General features: G+C 57.0%; 15 protein-coding genes. 4 read left to right on the top strand and 11 right to left on the bottom strand.

Annotated elements, in window-relative coordinates; all coding sequences use genetic code 11:
• Positions 1 to 7: 7 nt before the first annotated feature.
• Entirely contained in the window at positions 8 to 1,768 is a 1,761-nt protein-coding gene (locus ACWPW2_RS13515) for a DEAD/DEAH box helicase (protein ID WP_023479747.1), read from the bottom strand.
• Between the two features lie 147 nt (positions 1,769 to 1,915).
• On the opposite strand from ACWPW2_RS13515, the gene rsuA reads away from it, so the two are divergent.
• The 3 genes from rsuA to ACWPW2_RS13500 all read left to right on the top strand — a co-directional run bounded on the left by rsuA (position 1,916) and on the right by ACWPW2_RS13500 (position 4,518).
• Entirely contained in the window at positions 1,916 to 2,623 is a 708-nt protein-coding gene (gene rsuA / locus ACWPW2_RS13510) for a 16S rRNA pseudouridine(516) synthase RsuA (protein ID WP_094421092.1), read from the top strand.
• Positions 2,624 to 2,641: 18 nt separating this feature from the next.
• Positions 2,642 to 3,835 carry a Bcr/CflA family multidrug efflux MFS transporter gene (locus ACWPW2_RS13505; RefSeq protein WP_312118145.1) on the top strand — a complete coding sequence of 398 codons (1,194 nt, stop codon included), beginning with the start codon at positions 2,642 to 2,644 and terminating at the stop codon, positions 3,833 to 3,835.
• 338 nt (positions 3,836 to 4,173) lie between these two features.
• Positions 4,174 to 4,518, top strand: coding sequence for a YejG family protein (locus tag ACWPW2_RS13500; RefSeq protein ID WP_023479706.1), 345 nt, complete (start codon positions 4,174 to 4,176; stop codon positions 4,516 to 4,518).
• A gap of 3 nt (positions 4,519 to 4,521) precedes the next feature.
• Here the strand turns inward: ACWPW2_RS13500 and yejF are convergent, their stop codons facing one another.
• From yejF to ACWPW2_RS13455, 9 genes are all read right to left on the bottom strand, one after another.
• Complete coding sequence (gene yejF / locus ACWPW2_RS13495; RefSeq protein WP_454123485.1) at positions 4,522 to 6,111, bottom strand: microcin C ABC transporter ATP-binding protein YejF; 1,590 nt, start codon at positions 6,109 to 6,111, stop codon at positions 4,522 to 4,524.
• A 1-nt stretch (position 6,112) separates the two neighbouring features.
• A complete protein-coding gene (locus ACWPW2_RS13490; RefSeq protein ID WP_023479815.1) occupies positions 6,113 to 7,138 on the bottom strand; it encodes a microcin C ABC transporter permease in 1,026 nt (341 codons plus the stop codon).
• Positions 7,138 to 8,238, bottom strand: a complete 1,101-nt coding sequence (gene yejB, locus ACWPW2_RS13485; protein ID WP_454123483.1) for a microcin C ABC transporter permease YejB — start codon at positions 8,236 to 8,238, stop codon at positions 7,138 to 7,140. Before yejB ends, ACWPW2_RS13490 begins: the two co-directional genes overlap by 1 nt.
• A gap of 9 nt (positions 8,239 to 8,247) precedes the next feature.
• Positions 8,248 to 10,056 (bottom strand): extracellular solute-binding protein, encoded by a 1,809-nt coding sequence (locus ACWPW2_RS13480; protein ID WP_454123481.1) that lies wholly within the window; start codon positions 10,054 to 10,056, stop codon positions 8,248 to 8,250.
• A 92-nt stretch (positions 10,057 to 10,148) separates the two neighbouring features.
• Entirely contained in the window at positions 10,149 to 11,705 is a 1,557-nt protein-coding gene (locus tag ACWPW2_RS13475; protein ID WP_454123479.1) for a cyclic di-GMP phosphodiesterase, read from the bottom strand.
• 167 nt (positions 11,706 to 11,872) lie between these two features.
• Positions 11,873 to 12,436 (bottom strand): bifunctional murein DD-endopeptidase/murein LD-carboxypeptidase, encoded by a 564-nt coding sequence (gene mepS, locus ACWPW2_RS13470; protein ID WP_023479708.1) that lies wholly within the window; start codon positions 12,434 to 12,436, stop codon positions 11,873 to 11,875.
• A gap of 422 nt (positions 12,437 to 12,858) precedes the next feature.
• Positions 12,859 to 13,560, bottom strand: coding sequence for a phosphatase PAP2 family protein (locus tag ACWPW2_RS13465; RefSeq protein WP_454123477.1), 702 nt, complete (start codon positions 13,558 to 13,560; stop codon positions 12,859 to 12,861).
• A gap of 43 nt (positions 13,561 to 13,603) precedes the next feature.
• Positions 13,604 to 14,581, bottom strand: a complete 978-nt coding sequence (locus ACWPW2_RS13460) for a CobW family GTP-binding protein (RefSeq protein ID WP_454123475.1) — start codon at positions 14,579 to 14,581, stop codon at positions 13,604 to 13,606.
• Between the two features lie 114 nt (positions 14,582 to 14,695).
• Positions 14,696 to 16,162, bottom strand: a complete 1,467-nt coding sequence (locus ACWPW2_RS13455; protein WP_454123473.1) for a mannitol dehydrogenase family protein — start codon at positions 16,160 to 16,162, stop codon at positions 14,696 to 14,698.
• A gap of 205 nt (positions 16,163 to 16,367) precedes the next feature.
• Between ACWPW2_RS13455 and uxuA the strand changes: the two genes are divergently transcribed.
• Complete coding sequence (gene uxuA / locus ACWPW2_RS13450) at positions 16,368 to 17,558, top strand: mannonate dehydratase (protein WP_454123471.1); 1,191 nt, start codon at positions 16,368 to 16,370, stop codon at positions 17,556 to 17,558.
• A gap of 69 nt (positions 17,559 to 17,627) precedes the next feature.
• On the opposite strand, the gene yeiP is transcribed toward uxuA, so the two are convergent.
• Positions 17,628 to 18,200, bottom strand: a complete 573-nt coding sequence (yeiP, locus tag ACWPW2_RS13445) for an elongation factor P-like protein YeiP (protein ID WP_023479652.1) — start codon at positions 18,198 to 18,200, stop codon at positions 17,628 to 17,630.
• Positions 18,201 to 18,310 lie beyond the last annotated feature (110 nt).

Below are 18,310 nucleotides of genomic sequence, written 5' to 3'. Positions count from 1 at the left end.
AGTGCGCTTAGCCGCGCAATTCATTCGCCCGACGAAAGCGACCTTCGTAATCAAACACTTTTTCCCGCACCTGCCAGTACTGGCCCTTCATACGGGCGACGACAAAATCGGGGTGACGCAGCAGCGCCTGCTGGGCGACGATATCCGCCGCCACAATCCAGCGTAACGGCACGCCGGGCGTGCGCGTATGCGGGCGCATAAAAAGCTGCTCAAAAGCGGTGCGCTGCGCCGGAGTTTGCAGACGAAAGCGCTCGCTGACATCCGCGCCATCTTCATCGTAATAGGTGATTTTCAGCCATTCGCCTTTCTCATCCGCGCCGTGCTGCAATGTCATGCCGCTGCAACGCAGCACCAGCGCATCTTTCAGCTTCAGCGCCGCTTTCAGCATATCGTCCGGGTCGACGAGAATCGCATCGCAGCTGCGGCAGCGGCGAGCGGCAATATCATTCTCTGCGTTGCAGTGCGGGCAGTTTTTAAAGCGGAAACGATAATCGCACTGCTCGCGATGCCCTTCATCATCTTCAAACCAGCCCTGGCAACGGCGGCCAAAGTGCTCAATCAGCGTGCCGTCAGCGGTGGTTTTGCCCCAGAAGGTGTTGGCGAAGCCGCAGCCCGGGCAGAAAACCTGCACCGGCACGTTATCGCTTTTGCCTTTCGGTGCGCCAATCTCCGGGGCGTAGAGATCGTGCGGGTTACCGGCGTAATCGAGGATCAGGCAGTCGGTTTTCCCCGGTGCCAGGCGCAGGCCGCGACCGACGATCTGCTGATAGAGGCTGACGGATTCCGTCGGGCGCAAAATGGCAATCAGATCGACATGCGGCGCATCAAAGCCGGTGGTCAACACCGCGACGTTTACCAGAAAGCGGAACTGCTGCTGTTTGAAAGCCTCAATTAAGGCATCACGCTGCGGGCCGGGCGTTTCGCCGGTGATCAGCGCCGCGTCGTCCGCAGGGAGCAGGCCGGTGATCTCGCGGGCGTGCTCCACCGTAGCGGCAAAAATCATCGCCCCTTTGCGCGTCTGCGCAAACTCAACAATCTGGCTGACAATGTGCGGCGTAATGCGCTTCTGCTTTTTCAGTTCGCGGTTCAGTTCCGCTTCGCTGAACAGGCCGTTGCTCTGCGTCTGTAAGCGGCTGAAGTCGTACTGCACCACCGGCATATCCAGCCGCTCCGGCGGCGTCAGATAACCGTGTTTAATCATATAGCGCAGCGGCAGTTCATAAATACAGTCGCGGAACAGCGCTTTTTCATCCCCGCGCACCATGCCGTGATAGTGAAAGCGGTAAATCCACCCTTTACCAAGACGGAAGGGGGTTGCCGTCAGGCCGAGCAGGCGAATGCGCGGATTCACTTCCTTAAGGTGAGAAAGGATTTGCTGATACTGGCTGTCGTCGTCATCGCTGATGCGGTGGCACTCATCCACCACCAGCAGGGAGAACTCCCCCTGGAACTGATCAAGGTTGCGCGCCACCGACTGCACGCTGCCAAACACCACTTTGCCGTGGCTCTGCTTGCGCTTCAGCCCGGCGGCGAAAATATCTGCTTCCAGCCCAAGGGCGATATATTTGGCGTGGTTCTGCGCAACCAGCTCTTTCACATGGGCCAGCACCAGTACGCGACCACGCGCCAGCCGTGCCAGCTCGGCAATAACCAGGCTTTTTCCGGCGCCGGTCGGCAGCACAATCACTGCGGGTTCAGCGTGTTGGCGAAAATGGGCGAGGGTGGCATCCACCGCTTCGCGTTGATAGGGGCGTAGCGTAAAAGTCATTGTCTCAACGGTGTTACAGATTGACGGCAGACAGTATGCCACGAAACTTTGCTTTAAGCGGTTTATGATGCTCGTTATACTTCAGGCTGTTCATCTCTTTTGTGGGCGCATTGCCCCCATTCAGCACCATACAGGCCAGAAAATTTCATGCGACTTGATAAGTTTATCGCTCAGCAACTTGGCGTAAGCCGCGCCATTTCCGGGCGCGAAATCCGCGGCAGCCGTGTTACGGTCAATGGCGAGATCGTCCGCGATGCCGCCTTTAAACTGCAACCGGAACACGAGGTTGAGTACAACGGCAATACCCTCGTTCAGCAGACCGGCCCGCGCTACTTTATGCTGCATAAACCGGAAGGGTACGTCTGTTCTACCGAAGATCCCGATCACCCGACGGTGCTCTACTTCCTCGACGAGCCGGTTGCGCACAAGCTTCACGCCGCCGGGCGTCTCGATATCGACACCACCGGTCTGGTGCTGATGACCGATGATGGTCAGTGGTCGCACCGCATTACCTCGCCGCGCCATCACTGCGAAAAAACCTACCTGGTGACGCTGGAGTCGCCGGTTGCAGAAGACACCGCCGAGCAGTTCGCCCACGGTGTTCAGCTGCATAATGAAAAAGATCTCACCAAACCCGCCGTGCTGGAGGTGATTACACCGACGCAGGTGCGCCTGACCATTAGCGAAGGTCGCTATCATCAGGTGAAGCGCATGTTTGCCGCCGTGGGCAACCACGTTGTTGGCCTGCATCGCGAACGCATTGGCGGCATCCGTCTGGATGACGACCTGGCGCCGGGGGAGTACCGCGCGCTTACCGAGGATGAAATTGCCAGCGTTGGCATGCTCACCCGCTAACTTCAGGAGATTGCTGCCGTGACCAGCAGGCCACACTCATCATTGAGTATTGTCTTTATCCTTGGCCTGTTGGCCATGCTGATGCCGCTGTCGATTGATATGTATCTGCCCGCCTTGCCGGTGATTGCCGGGCAGTTCGGCGTACCGGCCGGCAGCGCGCAGATGACCCTGAGCAGCTACATCCTCGGCTTTGCCATTGGTCAGCTCTTCTATGGCCCGATGGCAGACAGCATCGGACGCAAGCCGGTGATCCTCGGCGGCACGCTGGTGTTCGCCGTCGCAGCGGTGGCCTGCGCGCTGGCGCAAAGTATCGAGCAGCTTATCTTCATGCGCTTTTTGCACGGCCTCGCCGCCGCGGCAGCCAGCGTGGTGATCAACGCCCTGATGCGCGATATCTACCCGCGCGAAGAGTTCTCGCGCATGATGTCCTTTGTCATGATGGTGACCACCATTGCGCCGCTGCTGGCACCGATGATCGGCGGCGCGGTGCTGGTGTGGTTCAACTGGCACGCCATCTTCTGGATCCTCGCGCTGGCGGCGCTGCTGGCTTCCGGCATGATCGCCTTTTTCATCCGTGAAACTTTACCGGTGGAGAAGCGGCATAAGTTCCACTTCCGCACCACGCTTGGTAACTTTGCTTCGCTGTTTCGCCATAAACGTGTGCTCAGTTATATGCTCGCCAGCGGCTTCAGCTTTGCCGGGATGTTCTCCTTCCTCAGCGCCGGGCCGTTTGTCTATATCGAAATCAACCACGTCTCGCCGCAGGATTTTGGCTACTACTTTGCGCTCAATATCGTCTTCCTGTTCATTCTGACCATTATCAACGGCCGCTTTGTGCGCCGGGTTGGCGCGCTGAATATGTTCCGCAGCGGGCTGTGGATCCAGTTCGTGATGGCGCTATGGATGGTGGTGACCGCGCTGCTGGATGTCGGTTTCTGGACGCTGGTAATCGGCGTGGCGGCGTTTGTTGGTTGCGTAACGCTGGTTGCATCGAACGCGATGGCGGTGATCCTCGACGAATTCCCGCACATGGCCGGCACCGCCTCATCGCTGGCGGGCACCTTCCGTTTCGGTATCGGGGCGATTGTTGGCGCGCTGCTGTCGCTCGCCACCTTCAACACCGCCTGGCCAATGATCTGGTCGATGACCTTCTGCGCCACCTGTTCGGTTCTCTTCTATCTCTATGCCAGCCGGACGAAAAAAGCGGCATAACCTCCCTTCAACAGGGAGCGTAAACCGCTCCCTGCGTTGATGCATATCAAGCAAAAGCCGTTCTCTTTTTGGGCTTTTTGTTTCTTTTATGTAAAATCCTGTCGTGTAAAAAGTCACATCTTTGTAGTGAAAAAGGTTGAGTTAGATCTCATAAACGGGTACATATAGCCGAAAAGTTGGCCTGCCGACGCGTTCATAACATGCTGATAAAAGCGCGGCAAACCCACACACTACGCGGGGTGCAACCTTTTCTCTGCCGCTGGCAGGATGAAATGTGAATAGTGTGTTAATCTAGATGTGAAATATTTGTGAAGCGAAAGTGCTTCTGGGGAAAGAAAGTGAATACATTACAGCTCTCAATCATCCACCGTTTGCCCCAGTGCTATCGCTGGCGTGAGGGTTTTGCAGGTGCCAAAGTTGAACCGATTCCGCAAAATGGACACGCGGCGGACGACGCGCTGGTGGCATTAAAACTGCTCAGTCCGGATGGCGATAACGCCTGGCCGGTAATGCATAAACTTAGCCAGGCGCTCAGCGATATCGAAGTCGACTGCTCGGTAGTCGAGTGCGAAGGCGAGCCGTGCCTCTTCGTCCACAGCCAGGATGAGTTTGCCGCCACCTGCCGCCTGAAAAACTTTGGCGTTGCCATTGCGGAACCTTTCTCCAACTACAATCCGTTCTGAACCTCAGCTCAGCGCCAGCAGCTGGCGTGTATACGCCTGCTGAGGTTCGTCAAATACCCGCCGACACTCGCCCTGTTCCACCACTTCGCCCTGTTTGAGCACAATCACCTGGTGGCAGAGGGTGCGCACCAGATGCAGATCGTGACTGATAAAGATATAGGCCAGCCGGTGCGTCTGCTGAAGCGACTTCAGGAGCGCCAGGATCTGCGCCTGCACGGTGCGGTCCAGCGATGAGGTTGGTTCATCCAGAATAATCAGCTCCGGTTTCATAATCAGCGCCCGGGCAATGGCGATACGCTGGCGCTGGCCGCCGGAAAACTCTGCCGGATAACGCTGGCGCGTCTGCGCATCCAGCCCCACCTCCTGCATCACCTCGATCACCCGCTGCTCGCGGGCTTCGCGCGACAGCTCAGGCTGATGCACGCGTAACCCCTCTTCGATAATCTGCTGCACATTGAGGCGCGGGTTCAGCGCCGAATTAGGGTCCTGAAACACCACCTGAATGCGGTGGCGCACCGGCAGCATCTGCTTGCGGCTCCACAAATGCAGCGGTTTGCCGTCGAACAGAATCGTCCCCTCGGCGTTGACCAGCCGCAGCAGCGCAAGGCCGGTTGTGCTTTTCCCGGAGCCGGATTCGCCCACCAGCCCCAGCGTTTCACCGGCGCGCAGGGTAAAAGAGATCCCTTTGACCACCGCGTTTTGCGCGACCACGCGGCGGAAAATACCTTTACGCACCGGGAAGCTGACGCCGAGTTTCTCCACCTGCAACAGCGGTTGTTCGACGGGTGGGAGCGGCACCGGCTCACCGTGCGGCTCGCTGTTGATCAGTTTTTGCGTATAGGGGTGGTTCGGCGCGCTGAACAGGGCTTGCGCGCGGTTCTGCTCCACGCAGCGGCCGTTTTGCATCACTGCCACGTTATCCGCCAGCTTGCGCACAATATTCAGGTTATGGGTGATAAACAGCAGCCCCATATTCAGCTCGTCGCGCAGCTCCCGCAGCAGGGTGAGGATCTGCGCCTGCACGGAGACATCCAGCGCGGTGGTTGGCTCATCGGCAATCAGCAGTTCAGGGCGCGTTAACAGCGCCATGGCGATCATCACACGCTGGCGCTCGCCGCCGGAAAGCTGATGCGGGAAGTCGCCGAGGCGGCTGCGCGCATTACGGATGCCGACGCGATCGAGGCAGTCGAGCATCTCGGCCCGCGCCGCTTCCCGGCGCATTCCCCGGTGCAGGGAGAGCACTTCATAAAGCTGTTTTTCTAGCGTATGCAGCGGGTTGAGCGAGACCATCGGCTCCTGAAAAATCATGGCGATCTTGTTGCCGCGCACGCCGCGCAGGGTGCGCTCGCTGGCATGCAGCAGCGATTCGCCATGAAACAGAATATCGCCAGAGGGGTAGACCACCGGCGGCGAGGGGAGCAGGCGCAGAATCGACAGCGCACTGATGCTCTTGCCGGAGCCGGACTCGCCCACCAGCGCCAGCGTTTCGCCCGCTTCAATGCGCAGGGAGAGATCCTCCACCACCGTGCGGGTGGTCGCCTGCTGGCGAAAGGCGATGGTTAACGCGTCAATAGTCAGTAAAGGGGAAGCCATCTCACACCGCCTTATTGGGATCAAACGCGTCGCGCACCGCTTCGCCGATAAAGATCAGCACCGACAGCAGCAGCGCCGTTGAGACAAACGCCGCGATGCCGAGCCACGGAGCCTGCAAATTATTTTTGCCCTGCAGCAGCAGTTCGCCGAGAGACGGGGAACCGAGAGGCAGCCCGAAACCGAGAAAATCGAGGGAGGTGAGGGTGCTGACCGAGCCGCTGAGAATAAAGGGGAAGAAGGTTAGCGTCGCCACCATCGCATTGGGCAGCATATGGCGCAGCATAATCGCGCCATCGCTGACGCCCATCGCCTGCGCGGCGCGGATATAGTCAAAATTGCGCGTACGCAGGAACTCGGCGCGCACCACGCTCACCAGCGTCATCCAGCCGAACAGCACGGTAATGCCGAGCAGCCACCAGAAGCCGGGCTGGATCACGCTTGAGAGTAGAATTATCAGGAATAGCGTCGGCAGCCCGGACCACACCTCAATAAAGCGCTGGCCGAAGAGATCGATTTTGCCGCCGTAATAACCTTGTATTGCACCGACCACAATGCCGATGACGCTGGAGCTGAGCGTCAGCAGCAGGCCGAACAGCAGCGAGATGCGCGTACCGTAGAGAATGCGCGCCAGCACATCGCCGCCGTTGGCGTCGGTGCCGAGCCAGTTTTGCGCCGACGGCGGAGAGGGGAAGGGCTGCGTTGTCGCGTAGTTAATGCTGCGCGCACCGAAACGCACCGGTGCCCACAGCGCCCAGCCGTGCTCGTTAAGCTGCTTTTGCAGCCACGGATCCTGGTAATCCGCCGGTGTGGCAAACGGGCCGCCAAAGTCGCTTTCGCTGTAGTTTTTCACCAGCGGCACAAACCACTCGCCCTGATAGCGCACCAGCAGCGGCTTATCATTAGCGATCAGCTCTGAGCAGAGGCTCAGGACAAAAATCACGACAAAGATCCATAACGACCAGTATCCACGGCGGTTATGGCGAAAACGCGCCCAGCGCGCCTGGTTAACATAACTGAGTCTGAACATCAGCGCCCCTCGAAATCGATACGCGGATCGACCAGCGTATAAGTGATATCGCTGACAATATTCAGCAGCAGGCCGATAAGGGAGAAGATATAGAGCGTGCCGAACATCACCGGGTAATCCCGCGAGACGGTCGCTTCATAGCCCAGCAGGCCGAGACCGTTGAGGGAGAAGATCACCTCGATCATCAGCGAACCGGTAAAGAACATGCTGACAAAAGTCGCCGGGAAACCGGCAATCACCAGCAGCATGGCGTTGCGAAAAACATGTTTGCGCATGATATTGCGCTCGCTCACCCCTTTGGCGCGCGCCGTCACCACATACTGCTTGCGGATCTCATCGAGAAAGGAGTTCTTGGTGAGCATCGTCAGCGCGGCAAAACCGCCAATCACCGTCGCCAGCACCGGCAGCGTAATGTGCCAGAGATAGTCGGCGGCCTGCTTATACCAGGGCAGCGTGGCGAAATCCGTCGACACCAGCCCGCGCAATGGGAAGAAGTCATAATAGCTGCCACCGGCGAAGAAGATGATCAGCAAAATGGCGAACAGAAACGGCGGAATCGCGTAGCCGATAATAATCAGCGCGCTGCTCCAGATATCAAACCGGCTGCCGCTGTAGACTGCTTTGCGGATCCCAAGCGGAATCGACACCAGATAGATAATCAGCGTGCCCCACAGGCCAAGAGTGATAGAGACCGGCAGGCTCTCTTTAATCAGTTGCAGCACCGAGGCGCTGCGAAACAGGCTGTCGCCGAAATCGAAGCGCGCATAATCCCACAGCATTTTGAAGTAGCGCTCGGAGAGCGGTTTATCGAAGCCGTAGCGCTTCTTTATCTCTTCAATCACCTGCGGGTCGAGGCCGCGTCCGCCGCGATAGTGGCTATCGTTGGTCAGCACATCGCCGACCCCGGTGCGCGCATGGCCTGCGCCCGTTCCCCCTCCACCAGTGCCGGGCAGCCGCCCCTGATCGCCATACTCAATGGCGGCAATCGCCTGATCGACCGGGCCGCCGGGCGCAATCTGCACAATAAAAAAGTTGATGGTAATAATCGCCCACAGGGTGGGGATCAGCAGCAATAAGCGGCGAATGAGATAGGCACCCATCCCGTCTCCTTAACGTCTGGCGGCGGGCAGTTTCGCCGCCTTGTTTACGTCATACCACCAGGTATCAAACCCAATTGAGTAGACGGGGCGAATGCCGGGCATGGAGAACTTGTCCCAGTACGCAAGGCGATCGGCCGCCATATACCACATCGGCAGCATGTAATAGTTCCACGTCAGCACGCGATCCAGCGCGCGTCCGAGCGGCAACAGCTTCTCTTTGTTCCCCTGCCAGCGGGCAATCTGTGCGAGCAGGGTGTCGATAGCGGGGTTTTTTACCCCCGGCGCATTGTAGGAGGAGTCGATATAGGCGGAACCCCAGGAGATTTGCAGGTCGCCGCTCGGCCACGGCTGCGCGCGCCACAGACGCGGCATCATGTCGTAATCGCGGCTGCGCATGCGGTTGGTCGCCTGCGAGTTATCCACCTGGCGTAACTCCATGGTGATGCCGAGGCGAGCGAGATTGTGCTGGAAGGGCAGCACCCACTGCACATTTCCACCGGAGGGGAGCAGCAGTTCAAAAACAAACGGCTTGCCGGTTTTGGCATTCACCCGCTGCTGATTTTTCAGCACCCAGCCGGCATCGTTCAGCAGCTTATCGGCTTTCAGCAGGTTCTGGCGATCGTAGCCGTCGCCGCTTGAGGTGGGCGGGGAGTAGATCTGCGTAAACACTTCAGGCGGGATCTGATCTTTTAACGGTGCCAGTAGCGTTAGCTCGTCGGCATCCGGGTAGTTACGCGCGGCATATTCGGTGTTGATAAAGTAGCTGTTCGCCCGGCTGTAGGCACCATAAAACAGCGCTTTGTTCATCCACTCGAAGTCAAAGGCCAGTGACACAGCTTCACGAACCCGCCGGTCGGCGAACACCGGGCGCTGGATATTAAACGCCAGCCAGCGCGCATCCTGCGCCGAGTGGTTGGTCTGTTCATCTTTAACGATATAGCCGCGCGCGAAATTGGTGCCGATATAGCGCGTGGCCCAGTTTTTCGGGCTATCTTCGCTGCGCAGATCGTAAGACCCGGCTTTAAACGCCTCAAAAGCGACGTTGTCGTCGAGATAGTAGTCATAGCGAATATTGTTGAAGTTCCAGCGGCCGCGGTTGACCGGCAGATCGGCAGCCCAGTAATCGCGCACGCGGGTATAGGCAATATACTGCCCCATGCGCCAGCTGCTGATGCGGTAAGGCCCGCTGCTCAACGGCGGGCGGGCAAGCGGCTCGCTAAGATTATGATCTTTCCAGAACTTCTCCGGCATCACCGGCAGCGTCAGCAGGCTGAGCATATCCTCTTTGCCCGGCTTCGCCAGCTCAATGCGCACGGTCAACGGCGAAATGGCTTTTACCGTCGTGCCTTTATAGACAATGCGAAACTGCGGCACCCCCTGGGTCATAAACTTCTGGAAGGTGAAGGCGACATCGCTGGCGCGGATCGGCGAGCCATCATGGAAGCGGGCGCGGGGATTGAGTGAGATCTCCATCCACGAGAAGTCATCGGCATAGCGGGTGGTTTCGGCAATCAGCGGATAGTAGCTGCCAGGCTCATCATCGGAGGTGGTGAACAGGGCGTCGTACAGCGCATCGGTGCGCACTGCCGGGTTGCCGCGCAGGGCGAAACGGTTGAAGTTATCAAAGGTGCCGATATTAGCGAGCGTCACGTTACCGCCTTTCGGCGCGGCGGGGTTCACATAATCAAAATGGGAGAAGTTAACGGCGTATTTCGGTTCGCCGATAATCGCAAAGCTGTCACTCTCTTTAATGGTCTGCGCCTGGCAGGCGAGGGCGATAAACGCCAGTAACAGAGCAACAATGCGCGCACACTTCATTTGCTGGATCCCTTTTACCGCAATGCGACGGAGGCGTGAATTTTTCTGCTTGAATAATAGGGGAGGGATCGGCGGTTGTGAACTTTTTCCGCCTACAGCCGGGCAGTAAATGTCGGCGGTCGCCAGTCGATAAACTGCTGTAGCGTCATCGGGCGGCTGAAAAAGTAGCCCTGCAAATAGTGCACGCCGCGATCGCGCAGCCAGCGCACCTGCTCCGGCGTCTCCACCCCTTCCGCCACGGTGAGCATATTGAGACGTTTCGCCAGCGTCAGCACGGCGTCAAGCACCGGTGAGGTGACGGTCTCCGTGCCGATGGCGTTAACAAACCCGCGATCGATCTTCAGGAAGTCGAGGGTGAAACGCTCAAGGTAGATCAGCGCGCTATGACCGGTGCCAAAATCATCAATGGCGATCTCAAACCCTTCATCATGCAGCCACTGGAAGATCTCATTAACCTCGTCATGCTTGAGCATATCGCGCTCGGTGATCTCCAGCACCAGGCTGAAGTGGTGCGGGGGCAGGGCATGGGCAAACTGCTGCATATCCTGTTTAAAGCTCGGTGCATGCAGATGACCGGGCGCAATATTGATGCCCATTTTCGCCCCTTCAGGCAGCAGCGTTTTTAAAACCGGCGCATCGCGCGCGACAAGCTTAAACAGGTGCAGGGTCAGCGGCACAATGAGCTGCTGCGCTTCGGCAAAATGAATAAAGGCATCGGGCGGGATTTCGCCGGCGGTCGGGTGCTTCCAGCGCATTAATACTTCAAAACCGGTCACTTTTAACTCCGCGCCACTGACCACCGGCTGATAGACGACATAAAACTGGTCGCGCTTAATCGCTGTGAGGATCTCCCGGCCGGGGCGCAGATGAATCGCGAGCATTGCCGCGCTCAGCAGACCGGCAAGCATACCGACCGTGGCACCCAGCAGCAGCGCGAACTGGAGATCCTCCATTTGCCATTTATCGGCGTAGAGATAGAGCCTGACCGGCGAACCTTCGACCTGCGCGCTCAGATAGGGCGTCTGATGCAAATGACTCAACAGCAGTGGTCTGCCTGAGAAGGTGGTCAGTGCGCGATCGCCGATGCCGAGCGCAAGGCCGTTAAGATCGGGGATTTGCGCGGTGTAAAGCATATAGGGGGCGAGATTGATATTGAGCGTGGCAAGTACGCCGCGGTTATCCAGTAGCGGGCTGCGAAACCAGAGTGCAATTACCGGCTGCGTCGGCATCATCGGCGTACCGGGCAAAATCACCATATCGGTGGGTTTATTAATATCGATACCCGGAATCAGCCGTTTCATCGGCTCATCCATATCACCAGTGGCGGACGAACAGTAGGCGCGCTGATCTTTTACTAACAGAAAGGCGCGCACATTCTGGCTGAAGGCAGCTTTGGAGGTGAGCTCGCTGGCGGCCTCTTCACAGCTGTCGAGCGTAAGCGGGTGCAGCGTTTCTGCCGCGGCGCGAATAGTGCTGAAGTAACTGGCGTAGGAGGCCTGAATACTGCTCAGCAGCGTATCGTAGCGGGCTTCCCGCTTTTGCTGCTCTAGCCAGAACTGAATACCGCCGACCAGCATGGCAACGAGCACGCCGGTTAGCAGGCTAATAAGCACAACGCGTCGGTTAACGGTAACGTTACGGGTAAGCATGATGCTGAGCCTATGTTAGCGGTTCATCATATTTCGCATATAAAGCGGGATATAAACGAAATAAAACCCGGAAAGCTTCGTATAGCATATTGGAGACATAAAAAAACACTGCCGAAGCAGTGTTTTTTATAACTTTACGCCAGCCAAGGGTAACCGGCATAAAGCGATTAGCTGCGTGTCAGGATGCGTCGCGCTTCGTTATAGCGCTTCTTCCAGTATGGCTCATCAAGGTTAGAAATCATCACACCACTGCTGGTGGAGGCATGAACAAACTGGTTATTACCAATGTAGATGCCGACATGACGTCCGGTAGAGCCTGCACGGAAGAGAACCAGATCGCCGGTGCGCAGACTGGTGCGCGAAATAGACTTACCGGTCTCCTGCTGTTCCCATGTGGAACGCGGCAGCTCTAAACCAAACTGTTCGCGGAAGGTGCGCTGCACAAAGCCAGAACAGTCGATGCCTTTCTTGGTGTCGCCGCCTAGACGGTAGCGAACGCCTTTCCAACTTGCATACTGATCCATAAGCCGGTTTTTAACATCCAGATTACGTACCAGGTTTTCAAATTCATCCTGAGAGGCTTGCAGTGAAGAGCTATCTTCGGGCACAGCATGCGTCTCAGGATGCATATTCTTGGCGGTATTTGTTGAACAAGCTGAAAGCAGAACCGCTACTGCGATCGCGGGTATCGCCCGCACGATATATCTCAAGATCGGCTGAGACTTGACCATGTTGCTTATTTTCCCTTGAAGTCCTTAACGATAATATCGTTATGAAAAATGCCAAACGCAGCGAGATTAATTATCTGAATGTTTCAAGACAAATACTCGAGCCAGAATTTGTGGCGAAACGCACAAATTACCGCGCAGAGAGTAAAAGAGCACTCTTTGCGACAAGACGGACCGAGGTTACCTGAACATCTAATGCAAGGCGAGTGCTTTTCATCACTTTTTTATAAGAAATTGTGATACAGAAAGTGAATTCATGCGTTTGGTCAATAAATGGACAAATAAAGAGAAATAGCGGGCAAAATGCTCTTTTTAAAGGCGATTGAGTTGGCTAAAAAATGACACACTCAGGCAACCGCCGGGAATTTACATTAAGGACGCTAATGATCGCCTCTTCCCGGCGGCGGTAAATGTTATTTAAGTGTTTAAATTTTGTTTTTCCCAGGCAAATAACGATCGAATAACGCCACGATCTTATCGCTCAGCGGCGTCATCAGGCACCAGGGCAGGCCAATCAACACCGCAGAGAGTGAACCGACGGCAATATCCGTAAACCAGTGCGCGCCAATCATTACGCGCGGGAACGCAAATATGGCAAATATAAGAATTCCGATGGCGAAGGCCTTTTTACCGAAATAACGCAGCATTACCGCAGCAAAAATCAGCAGCATCATACCGTGGTCGCCAGGGAAGCTATCTTTCGAGGCATCTTTTGTCGGGAAGTTGAGCAGATCGCTCACCCGATAGGTGTCGGTAAAGGAGAGCGACGGGCTGGCGCGCTTCACCGGCATAATGTGCTGCGCGAGCTGGTTTATCACCAGCGCCAGCAGCAGCATGGTCAGGCCAATCATCACCACGCGCCGACGCCCGGCCGGATCTGCCGGCAGCCAGAAAGAGAGCATCAAACAGCCCATCGCCACCAGCGAGCAGGCATCAAACGCGCGGTTGTTGGTCAGGGCCACAAACCATAAGTAGGCGCGGTTCTCGGCGAGGCCATGGTTAAAGAAGTGGAAGATCGCTGAATCGAGCGGGAACCAGAAACCATGATTCACCGGCAGATACCAGGAGAAAAACAGCGCCAGGCCAGCAGCATTCAGCAGCACGATGAGAGGCAGTCGGGTTTTCATTTTGCAGGCTCTTTTAGGTTTAAGGGACGCCACGGTAGTCCGGCTAACTTAAACGAAGCTTCAACAGCGCCGATTGAAGCGTGTTCCAGTCAGCCTCGCTGTCGGTGATTAACTCTATCCGGCTATCGGGCGGCGCAGCGTTTTGCGTCTCAATATGCAAATCCTGACCCTGGCGGTTTACCCGCAGCAAACCTTCGGGAATACGCATCACCCCTTTTACCCGCGACACCGGCGCAAGCCGCGCCCACTCCAGCAGACCAATGGTATCGAAAACCGTATCGGCATCGAAAATCCAGCCGCAGGCGTGGTGCCCCTGGCCACTATTCAAATTACGACGCCAGCGCTGATGCGCCGGTAAACTCAGTGCCGCCAGCCCCTTTTTCTCACCGTGCGCATGATCGTGCGCGGCGCTCTCTGGCAGGGCGCGCAGATTACGGCGCGGTTGGTCGAGCAGGCTGCCGTCAATCGCTCCCTGCGTGGCGTTCACCCGCAGGCGATCGCCGCCAAACTCAGCCCACCATGCGTCAAATGCCTGCTGGCTCTCGGCGCTGGCACGATCCTCTTTATTAGCAATGATGATATCCGCTGCCGCTAACTGGTCGCGGAAGTTCTCATTGTTCAGCGCTTTCTCATCCAGCAGCTGGCGCGGGTCGAGCAGGCAGAGCGTGGCACGCAGATCGATCCACGGTTCATAGACCGGTGCGGTGAGCATATCGAGGATCTGCTTCGGGTGACCCAGCCCGGTCGGCTCAATCAGCAGGCGATCGGGTTTGCCCTGACGCAGCAGGGTGTTGAGACCGACCTGCATCGGCAGGCCGTTGACGCAGCACATGCAGCCGCCGGGGATCTCTTTAAGCAGGGCGCCGCTGTCGCTGAGCAGGGCGCCATCAATGCCGACTTCGCCAAACTCATTCACCAGCACCGCCCACTTCTCCTGCGGATCTTTATGGGCCAGCAAATGCAGAATGGAGGTGGTTTTGCCGCTTCCGAGAAAGCCGGTAATCAGATTGGTCTTCGTCACAGGAACTCCGCGTCATCAAAAAGCACAAGCGCACAATCCTGGCGAAAAAAAGCGGAAAAGAGAAGAGCGCGGACGGCGCATCGCACTATCCGTCCGCGTTGAGGGCAAAAAATGTTAAGGGTTGACCGCCTGCTGCACCGCGCCATGTGCGCCGAGGGTATCAATAGCGCGCCAGGTCTGGCTGACGGCATCGACAAACACCGGGTTATGCGGCAGATCGTTGCCGAAGATCTCTTTCAGCGTCAGCAGCGCCGTGACGCGCTCGTCGCTGCTGCTGGTCTCAACGATGGCACGGATTTTATCCGCCAGCGGATCGCGAATATCAATGGTCTCGCCTGCATCATCGACGCCGCTGACATAGCGCATCCAGCCCGCGACGCCGAGCGCCAGCAGCGGCCAGTCGCTCTGGCGCTGAAGATGAATACGGATCCCGTCCAGCAGGCGCTGCGGCAGCTTCTGGCTACCATCCATCGCAATCTGCCAGGTGCGGTGTTTCAGCGCCGGGTTAGCGAAGCGCTCAAGCAGGCTGTCGGCGTAGGCGTTAAGATTGACGCCTTTGATGCGCAGCGTCGGTGCTTGCTCATCGAGCATCAGCTGGCGCGCCGCCGCACGGAAAGCCGCGTCCTGCATACACTCATTAATATGGGCAAACCCGGCGAGATAACCTAAATAGGCGAGGAAGGAGTGGCTGCCGTTCAGCATGCGCAGCTTCATCTGCTCCCACGGCTGCACATCTTCCACTAACTGCACGCCCGCCGTTTCCCACGCCGGACGCCCGGCGACAAAGTTATCTTCTATTACCCACTGAATAAACGGCTCGCAGCTGATGGCGCAGGGATCAAACACGCCGAGCACGTCGGCAATCTCCGCCAGCGACTCGTCGGTCGCCGCCGGAACAATGCGATCGACCATGGTGGCCGGGAAGCTGACATGCTCCGCTATCCACTGCGCCAGCTCCGGCGAGCGGGTTTGCGCCATACCGAGCACGGCGTTTTTCACCACGTGGCCGTTGTCAGGAATGTTGTCGCAGGAGAGCACGGTAAAGGGCGGTAGCCCGCGCTCGCGGCGGCGGTGCAGGGCTTCTACCAGAATGCCCGGCGCAGAGTGCGGCTCATGCGGGTATTTCAGATCGTGCTCAATACGCGGCTGGGTGAGATCAAGTTCACCGCTGGCCGGGTCGATGCAGTAACCCTTTTCGGTGATGGTCAGGGAGACAATCGCCACCTGCGGCTCGCAGAACTTCTCAATAATCGCCGCCAGCGTGTCGAGTTTGGCATTCAGGCACTCGTTCACCGCGCCAATAATAATCGGCTGATTTCCGTCGGCGCCTTTCTCCAGCACCGTATAGAGATATTCCTGCTCGCGCAGCTGCGACATTAAAACATCGCCGCTAAACAGGCTGATTTCGCAAATGCCCCAGTCGCCGCCTTGCGCATTCAGCACCCGGTCGGTTAATAACGCCTGATGGGCGCGGTGAAAGGCACCAAAACCGAAGTGGACGATGCGCGAACGAAGCTGGCTGCGATCGTACTGAGGCTGTTGCACCGAAGCGGGCAGCGTGGCGGAGGCAATTGTTTTCATCTCTATACACCTGATTAACCAATAATTAACAATAGCAGTGTAAAGTTATATGACAGCAAAAAGAATTGGTATGCCTTAAATATCCGGGGAATGTGAGCTGGATCAATCATTGCTGTGGCGGGATTTGACCGTTTTCTATAAGCATGTATGGTAGTCGTCATGTTTCACGCTGTATTGGTATAACAACTTTTTTGAGGGGAAGACGATGGAACAAACCTGGCGTTGGTATGGACCGAACGATCCGGTTTCTCTTGATGATGTTCGTCAGGCAGGCGCGACCGGCGTGGTCACCGCTCTGCACCACATTCCGAACGGCCAGGTGTGGCCGGTGGAAGAGATCAAAGCCCGCCAGGCCCTGCTGGCTGAAAAGGGGCTTTACTGGTCCGTTGTCGAAAGTATTCCGGTACATGAAGAGATCAAAACCCACTCCGGCGATTGCGACAAATGGATTGCCAACTATCAGCAGAGCATCCGCAATCTCGCCACCTGCGGGATTGATACCGTCTGCTACAACTTTATGCCGATCCTCGACTGGACGCGCACCGACCTGGAATACCAGTTGCCGGATGGTTCACGCGCGCTGCGCTTCGACCAGATAGCCTTTGCCGCGTTTGAGCTGCATATCCTTAAACGCGAAGGGGCGCAGGCCGATTACAGCGAAGAGGAGCAGCGCCAGGCGCAGGCCTATTTCAATGCGATGAGCGATGCGGAAGTGGAAAAGCTGACGCGCAATATCATTGCCGGTCTGCCGGGGGCGGAAGAGGGCTATACGCTGGATCAGTTCCGCGCGCGTCTGGCGGAGTATGACGGCATCGACAAAGCACAGCTGCGCGAAAATATGGCCTGTTTCCTGCGCGCCATTGTGCCGGTGGCGCAGGAAGTGGGCGTGCGGCTGGCGGTTCACCCGGACGATCCGCCGCGCCCGATCCTCGGCCTGCCGCGCATTGTCTCCACCATTGAAGATATGCAGTGGCTGAAAGAGGCGGTGGACAGCATCAACAACGGCTTTACCATGTGCACCGGCTCCTACGGCGTGCGGGCGGATAACGATCTGGTGCGGATGATCGAGACCTTCGGCGATCGCATTCACTTCACCCATCTGCGCGCAACCTGCCGCGAAGAGAACCCGAAAACCTTCCACGAAGCGGCGCACCTGCAGGGCGATGTGGATATGGTGTCAGTGGTGGCGGCAATCCTTAGCGAAGAGCAGCGTCGTAAGAAAGCAGGCGATCTGCGCCCGATCCCGTTCCGCCCGGATCACGGCCACCAGATGCTTGACGATCTGCACAAGAAAACCAACCCTGGTTACTCGGCGATTGGCCGCCTGAAAGGGATGGCGGAAGTGCGCGGCGTTGAGCTGGCGCTGAAGAAGACGCTGTTCCGCGACCTGCTGTAATAGCCGCCGGTAAACGCTCTGCTCGCTTTCGCGGGCGAAAAAAAAGCCTCCATGCGGAGGCTTTTTTATTTAATCTGCGCGGCCCATGTAGCGGCGCTCTTCAATATGAATGCGGATCTTCTCGCCGGTGGTCAGGTACTCTGGCACCTGTACGACGAGGCCAGTGTTCAGCGTGGCAGGTTTGGTACGGGAGCTGGCAGATGCGCCTTTGATGCCCGGTGCAGTTTCAACGATTTCAAGATCCACAGTCTGCGGCAGTTCGAGCGCCAGCAGCTGGCCGTCCCACAGCAGCACCTGCATATCCGGCATGCCACCTTCCGGAATAAAGAGCAGCTCATCTTCAATCTGATCTTTGGTAAAGGTATAGGGCGTGTAATCTTCTTTATCCATGAAGACATATTCGTTGCCGTCTACATAGGAGAAGTCAACGAAACGGCGGTTCAGGGAGACGGTATCAACAATGTCGTCGCCTTTAAAACGCTCTTCAACTTTCAGGCCGGTGCGGACATCGGCAAAGCGCATTTTATACAGCGTTGCTGCGCCGCGGGCGCTCGGTGACTGAATATCAATATCTTTTACAATCAGCAGCTTGCCGTTGTAGTTCAGCACCATACCTTTTTTGATTTCGTTCGCTCTTGGCATTGCCAGGTTCCTGTAAAAAAGAAATTCACCAAAATATCGCGACAAACTACTCGCGAGGGCCTTTTCAGGCAAGGGGAATTGCTGAGTTTTGCGTTGCATGGGTAAAAGAT

It is taken from the genome of Kosakonia sp. Marseille-Q7440, from assembly GCF_965119485.1.
Note: the sequence above shows the minus strand (reverse complement) of the source record. Positions and strands in the feature narration are given on the sequence as shown.